Genomic DNA, 6,665 nt, shown 5'->3' with positions numbered 1-6,665 from the left:
CGCGCGACCTCCTCGGAGCCCAACGCAATGTGTGAATCTGCTAGCCCCTGAGGGGAGGGGTTGGGGAGGGGTGTCCCGCGCCCGAAGTGTTGCGCACCATCGCAGCGTCAGACACCCCCACGCGGGCCCTCCCCCTGAGGGGGCGGGCTTTCAGGGCATTACGAACCAGTCCGCAAATGCAGCTTGCGCGCTATTGCGCGCAAATCGGGCCCTTGATCCATCTTGATGCATCATGATATGTCATGATGCATCAAGATGGAGGTATGTCATGGCGTCCCAGCCGCGCGAAAAATTTGCGACCCAGGTCGATACCGAAATCCTGCGCGAGGTCCGCGATCTGGCCAGGTCCGAAGGCCGGCAGATTCAGGCGCTGATCGAAGAAGCGCTGACCGATCTGGTGGAAAAGCGCAAACAGGCGCGCCCCCGCGCGCATGTCATGGCGGCCTATCAGGCCAGCCATGACACTTTTGCGCCGCTGTATAAGAAGCTGGCTGAATGACGGACTATCTGACCGCCGTCGAAGTGCTCACTATCCACGAAGACCAGATCGCGCGCTATGGCGGCGGCCAGGGCGTGCGCGACCACGGCCTGCTGGATGCCGCGCTGTTCCGCCCCCAGACCGGCTATTACGCCGATCTGATCGAGGAAGCGGCGGCGCTGTGGGAAAGCCTGTCGCAAAATCATCCCTTCATCGATGGCAACAAACGCACCGGCTTTGCCGTCACGTACACCTTCCTCGCCATCAACGGCGCGCGCCTGAAGGCAAGCGCAGCGGCCACCGAAACGTTCATGCTCGGCCTTTACACGACCGGCACATTCAACTTTGAAAACCTTGCGCCGTGGTTGCGGGCCCATGTGACATTTGATGCCCAGGCATAGTTCATTGGGCGGCGGGAGTTCATTAAGAGGTTTACGCACCTTTGACGGTAATTCCACCACGGTAATTTCCACGGTAATTCCGGAGCTCAGGTCGATGGCTGTGGCGTTGACGGCGGCAAAGTGGTTGACGGTCGCGCATCTGTGGGGGACCCAAAAACGCCGTCAGGCAGCCACCCTTGCAACAGTTTCTCGGTGATTGACTTGTCCTCCCGAATAACGATGGGCTTGCCTGTCCTCATGTCGCGCATCCCGAGGCCGTCACTGTCCAGGTCCACGCCTCGTCCAAAAACTATGCCATGCCCTGTGGCGAAAGCGTAAGCCCGAGAAATCAACTCATCGCGGCGATGGACGCCAAGCCTCGACTTGACAAGGTTAGCAAGCAACAGCAGCTTTTCTGCTTCGTCAGGGTCGCGGCCGAACTTCTCGCGGAACCCCCCGAAGGCTGCCTTTACGCGTGCGTATTCGGCAACACGTCCTCTGGAGTAGAGGACATCATACACAAAAGCGAAGCCGCGTTCCGACCGAAGGCCGTATTGCGCAGTCACCGCCCGCGCCTTGTCAACCCAAGGCTGCAGATTCTGGAATTGAATGTGTTGGAACGTCGGATTGGACCCGAGTTGGCCAAAGCGCTCATTCCACAGCGCCTTGATGCGGGAAGACGAGCCTGAATCAACTAACTCCCTGTTCGCCATGTCGATTGCGTCTGTACCCGAGGCGGCAATGAGTTTCTCGATAAATGGTAGCCCGTCGCCCATCGCGGCATCAAACTGCGCGCGGTCAGCGTTTCGCATCTGCTGGAGAAGCGTTTGCAATGTGCCACGACGTAGACCCCACCAGCCAATGCCAAATTCAACGTCGGTTTTGCCGAACGAAAGTATGGTGCTAAACGGATCATGATTTCCAAAATCGATTTGGGCGGTCAGCAGGACGGATTTCCACGTCAACGGGTCCGAGGAAAACGCCGCCATGGCTGCCTCAATCTGTGCCACTGAAAAGCCGACCCGATCCGCAGCCGCGGAATTGATGAGACCAAGCGGAGCAGCCTGATTTTGCTCATCAGGACTGAAAGCAGCCAGTTGGAAAAAGGTTGGTGAAGTCGATCGGCTGTGGTGTGGTGCTGTAGCGCGATGCGAAGCGAGGGCCATGACACCTGCCAAGCAAGCGGCATTTTGAAGCATAGTCAAATCACGTGTCCGGATGACATGCATCTCGACATAGTTTCCGGCACCGGAGGGGATATGCTCGCCTTCACCACGCAAGGGGAAAAGCAGCACAACATCAGTTGGATCATAGACCTCAAGCGAGACCGGATCACCCGCTTTCATCCCGCGTGGCAACGGGATGCTGGCATGGCCATGGATCTCGGAGATTCCCGATCCCCCATTCTTTGCGCCTACCGTGACGCCTGGCATCGCTGCGTTGCGCATGCAGTTCTGCACAACAACCGGCAGCATCGTGACCGCCTGCGCATGGGCGCGCATTGGAACGAGAATCGATACAATAAGTGCGCCAAAGAGATACGCTGGCGAAAGGAGCTGCGTCGAATTTTTGGTGGATAGGCGCCTCATGATCGACTCACCTCACCTTGCTGAACCTGACTGATTGATTGCTGGCCCCCGCAAATAGATCCTGATCCAGGTTGAGCCCCGCATTCGTTTCGAAATGCAGCCTGACCGGCGAGCCTGCTGGGAAACCGCGCAGGGTGAATTTGCCTTGTGCGTCTGTTAAAGTTGAAGCTTTTCCCTGCGGCGTGCTTACCGACACATTTGCCAGCGCCCGGCCCTTGCTGTCGAAAACCTGGCCACTCACACTTGCACTTTGATCCTCAGCGAGACGCACGGTTGTGGCAGGGTTCAGATCATCACCCAGCACAACCGAGGCTTTACCTTTCCAGAACGCGCCTGGGTCCTGGGCATAGACCGTCACTTTTCCATCACCCCGGGTGGACGCCGGGATATCGAATTGCCACCCGCCAGCCACAGCCTTAGCTTCGCCACCGCGGTCGTTTGTCACTTTTGCGTTGTCGACCGGGTTATCGGACGGATCAACTACAGTTACCCGGAGACGATAGATCGAATCGCCCGAGTGAAGCTTGATAAACGCATCGGCAAGGATCGGAAGAGCGCCAAGAAATGCAATGACTATCGCGCCCACGACCGCCACCCGAAATTTAACCCGGCGGTTCAGAAGAAAGAACAGCATTGCCATTGCGAAAGCAGCCAGGCTCCAGCCTGACGAAACTTGCGCCGCCTCCTTGAGAATCGGTTCCAATCCTGATACCACCCCAAATCAATTAAGTCGGAAAATCGCCCTCTGTAAAGCGATGTAAAAACGAGTCTTCGGCCGGACGGATATTGCCACCAAAGTGCGGTGTCCGCCAAATTGCATCAATGGCCGACTGCCCTCGCGCAAGCCCATCCACCGCCTGCCCCCTGCCCAGTACCAGATGCAACCACGCACCCGCTGCCTGCCGCCAGCCATTAAATCGTGTCATCCACTCCATCGTCCCAGCCTTGAGCCGGGAGCCCACTGCTTTTGAGCATCTAATTGCAAAGACTAGCCCCGGATCTCCGCCAGTTAGCCTGCATCCTGTCACGCAATATGCCGCTCTGCGAATAAACCGAAGGGTTCAACATTAGATCCGATAACGTCAAGATTGGTCTCAATGAAGGCACGGCCCTCATGCGCGTCGGCACCCCAGATGCGGTTCGAAGCGGAGGCGAGCGCCGCCCGATTGACGCGACGAATCAACTCGGCGCTTGGAACGTTCAAGAGTTTCGCCTCGGTCTCCGTGCCGGCAGTTCCGAAAAAGATCCGATCAGGCGCGATCGGCATCTGGATAAAGAACTTGTCAGTATCGACTCCGCCTTCCCAATGAATGGGCAGGTCTGACAGGAGCAGCTTAGGCGCCTCCGGCTTGAATGCGAGCACCCACCAGTTGAGCGTTTCGAACCGTTCAGTCATCTTATCGTCGCACACCATTTGAGGAAGCCAAGAGGTAAGTGCGTGGGCTTCCATCATGCCCGGATGATGAGTTTCGAGCCACCTTTCGGTGCTTGGCCAACCGGACGGAAGCGCGGCATCGCGTTCAGCAAGACTCCTCCGCAACTTCTCCATGCCCTCTGTCCGCAAATGGGCAAGGACATCGGGCTGGCGCATACGCAAGGAACTCAAGAAAAAGGCCCAGGCAATTTTGTCGTCCTGGCTGATCACCTCTTGCCGTTCGATCTTGGCGAGCGCGACCGCAGCATTACTGTCTATGGGGCTGAAGAATTTTTGCTCAAGATGGTCCTCACCGATGCCAAGCGCATTGGCGACAATAGCATAGAGTGCATGCTCGTAGCCGGTATATTCCGGTGCAACTGCCTTGCAAGCGACTCGCCCGTTCACAATTTTATAGCTTTGGAGTTTACCCCCATCATTACACCAGCGGCGCAGCAGGAATTGGGGGACGTAATGGTGCTTCACGAAAATAAGAATGCCGTTTTTGGCGCCTCTTCTCAAGCCAAGAGCGGGTGATTCCCACAGCTTAGCGATGGTGCCAATGACTGAACGCCCCTTGGAAAATATATACAATTGCGAGGCAAAACGGCCCGAAGATGCTTTTCGAATAGATGGACGTTAATCCCACTTGCCGAATTATTTGAAAGTGTACCGGAGTGTTCGCAAAATTTGCAGCGCGATTGGAAGCGAATTTCCCGCTTCCCTACCCCTGCCCCTCCGCAAACGCCGCCTCATACACCTCGCTCGCGGCCATCCACCCCGCCTCAACCTCCTGCAACTTCGCCGCGGCAATGCCGCGCTGGCGCGACAGTTCGCCCATTGACAGTTTGGCCAGGTCGGCGCGTGCTCGCGCCGGTTCGAACATGGCGAGGTCAAACGCGCTGATTTCGGCGCTCAGTTTGGCCATTTGTGATTCGGCGTCGATCACTTTCTTTTTCAGGCCACGCAGCTGCTCGCGCAATTGGGCGCTGGCCTTGCGGTCGGCCTTGCTGCCACTGCTGCCTTTGGCCTTGTCGCCATCGCCCTTGGGCTGGTTGCGGCCCAGCACGAAATCGATGTAGTCTGACATCGCGCCATCAAACGTCTTGGCGGTGCCATCGTCCACCAGCACCAGGCGGTCGACCGCCAGTTCCACCATGTGGCGGTCATGGCTGATCAGGATCACCGCGCCTTTATAGGTGTTCAGCGCCTGCACCAGCGCTTCGCGCGCATCGACGTCCAGGTGGTTGGTCGGTTCGTCCAGGATCAGCAGGTGCGGCGCGTGGCGGGTGACCAGCGCCAGCGCCAGCCGCGCGCGTTCGCCGCCTGACAGCGTGCCGATTTTCGATGTGGCCCGCCCGCCCGAAAAGCCGAAGCGACCCAGTTGCCCGCGCACCGCCTGTTGCGTGGCGCCGGGCATTGCGCGGGTCATATGTTCCAGCGGGCTGTCATCCCCCGCCAGCTCCTCCACCTGGTATTGCGTGAAATAGCCGATGCGCATTTTCGCGCTGGCGTTCATCGATCCTTCCATCGCCGGCAATTGCGCCGCCAGCAGGCGCGCCAGCGTGGTTTTGCCATTGCCGTTGCGGCCCAGCAGCGCCAGCCGGTCATCGGGATCGATCCGCAGGTTCAAACGCCGCAGTACCGGTTTGTCGGCATAGCCGACGCTGGCCAGATCGAGCGTGATCAGCGGCGGGCGCAGTTCATCGGGATCGGGAAAATCGAAACTGAGCGAGGGATCTTCGCTCACCGCCGCGATCGGCTGCATCTTGGCCAGCATTTTCGCGCGCGCCTGGGCCTGCCGCGCGGTGGAGGCGCGGGCGCTGTTGCGCGCGACATAGTCGGCCAGTTTGGCGCGCTGCACATCCTGCGCTGCGGCAAACGACGCCAGTTGCGCCGCGCGTTCCGCACGCTGGCGTTCGAACGCATCATAGGCACCGGGGTACAGCGTCAGCTTCCCCCCCTGCAGGTGCAGGATATGATCGACCACGGTGTTCAACAGATCGCGTTCATGGCTGATCACCAGCAGCGTGGCGGGATACGATTTCAGAAAGTTTTCCAGCCACAGCGTCGCTTCAAGATCGAGGTGGTTTGACGGTTCGTCCAGCAGCAGCACATCGGGCTGCGAAAACAGCAGCGCCGCCAGCGCGACGCGCATTTTCCACCCGCCCGAAAACGAATCGAGCGGTTGGCCCTGCATGCCTTCGTCAAAGCCCAGGCCAGACAGGATGCGCGCGGCGCGGGCCGGCGCGGCATAGGCATCGATCGCGATCAGGCGTTCGTGAATATCGCCCAGCTTGTGCGGATCATGCTCCACCTCTGACTGCGCCAGCAGGGTCGTGCGTTCGGCATCGGCGGCCAGCACGGTTTCAAACGGAGTGACCGTGCCGCTGGGTGCATCCTGCGCGATATAGCCCAGCCGACAGCCGCGCGGCATATCGACCGACCCGCCATCGGGCTCCAGTTCCCCGATCAGGGTTTTCACCAGCGTGGATTTGCCCGCGCCGTTGCGGCCGACCAGCCCAACCTTGCTGCGCGGGGGGATCGCCGCGCTCGCGCCGGAAATGATATCGCGCCCGCCAAGGCGCACGGTGAGATTGGAAATGGACAACATGGATTGGGCGCCTAAAGCATTGCGCCGAAAAGTGGGAACGGCTTTTTTGGTAAATCTGCTGCGGGGGCAAAAAAGCGGGATGGTGCGCCGGGTTTGCAGCGTCGACGATCCGCCCGCCCACAATACTTCGTCATTCCTGCGAAGGCAGGAATCCAGTTTACCTGGTGCAACAAGTGAAAAAAGAAGCTGG

General features: G+C 59.0%; 6 protein-coding genes. 2 read left to right on the top strand and 4 right to left on the bottom strand.

Annotated features, from left to right (window positions below):
- The first annotated feature begins 268 nt into the window (after positions 1–268).
- On the top strand, positions 269–499 hold the full coding sequence (locus tag ABWP89_RS15260) for a hypothetical protein (protein WP_353230342.1): 231 nt from the start codon (positions 269–271) through the stop codon (positions 497–499).
- Positions 496–879: a type II toxin-antitoxin system death-on-curing family toxin gene (locus ABWP89_RS15255; RefSeq protein WP_353230341.1), complete on the top strand. Its 384-nt coding sequence runs from the start codon at positions 496–498 to the stop codon at positions 877–879. The genes ABWP89_RS15260 and ABWP89_RS15255 overlap by 4 nt, the downstream gene beginning before the upstream one ends.
- A gap of 86 nt (positions 880–965) precedes the next feature.
- Here the strand turns inward: ABWP89_RS15255 and ABWP89_RS15250 are convergent, their stop codons facing one another.
- From ABWP89_RS15250 to ABWP89_RS15235, 4 genes are all read right to left on the bottom strand, one after another.
- Positions 966–2,360: a hypothetical protein gene (locus tag ABWP89_RS15250; RefSeq protein ID WP_353230339.1), complete on the bottom strand. Its 1,395-nt coding sequence runs from the start codon at positions 2,358–2,360 to the stop codon at positions 966–968.
- Between the two features lie 94 nt (positions 2,361–2,454).
- A complete protein-coding gene (locus tag ABWP89_RS15245) occupies positions 2,455–3,150 on the bottom strand; it encodes a carboxypeptidase regulatory-like domain-containing protein (protein ID WP_353230338.1) in 696 nt (231 codons plus the stop codon).
- Between the two features lie 321 nt (positions 3,151–3,471).
- Positions 3,472–4,455 (bottom strand): DUF4238 domain-containing protein, encoded by a 984-nt coding sequence (locus tag ABWP89_RS15240; RefSeq protein ID WP_353230337.1) that lies wholly within the window; start codon positions 4,453–4,455, stop codon positions 3,472–3,474.
- A 130-nt stretch (positions 4,456–4,585) separates the two neighbouring features.
- Positions 4,586–6,475 carry an ATP-binding cassette domain-containing protein gene (locus tag ABWP89_RS15235; protein WP_353230336.1) on the bottom strand — a complete coding sequence of 630 codons (1,890 nt, stop codon included), beginning with the start codon at positions 6,473–6,475 and terminating at the stop codon, positions 4,586–4,588.
- Between the last annotated feature and the right edge of the window lie 190 nt (positions 6,476–6,665).

Origin of the sequence: Novosphingobium sp., from assembly GCF_040398825.1 — a bacterium.
Lineage (GTDB): Bacteria > Pseudomonadota > Alphaproteobacteria > Sphingomonadales > Sphingomonadaceae > Novosphingobium.
The sequence above is the reverse complement of the archived record's forward strand: the minus strand, read 5'-3'. Positions and strand labels throughout refer to the sequence as shown.

Excerpts from the sequence above, each read along its gene's own strand:
- ABWP89_RS15260 (WP_353230342.1), top strand. The coding sequence starts at position 269 with ATGGCGTCCCAGCCGCGCGAAAAATTTGCGACCCAGGTCGATACCGAA.
- ABWP89_RS15255 (WP_353230341.1), top strand. The coding sequence starts at position 496 with ATGACGGACTATCTGACCGCCGTCGAAGTGCTCACTATCCACGAAGAC.
- ABWP89_RS15250 (WP_353230339.1), bottom strand. The coding sequence starts at position 2,360 with ATGCGCGCCCATGCGCAGGCGGTCACGATGCTGCCGGTTGTTGTGCAG.
- ABWP89_RS15235 (WP_353230336.1), bottom strand. The coding sequence starts at position 6,475 with ATGTTGTCCATTTCCAATCTCACCGTGCGCCTTGGCGGGCGCGATATC.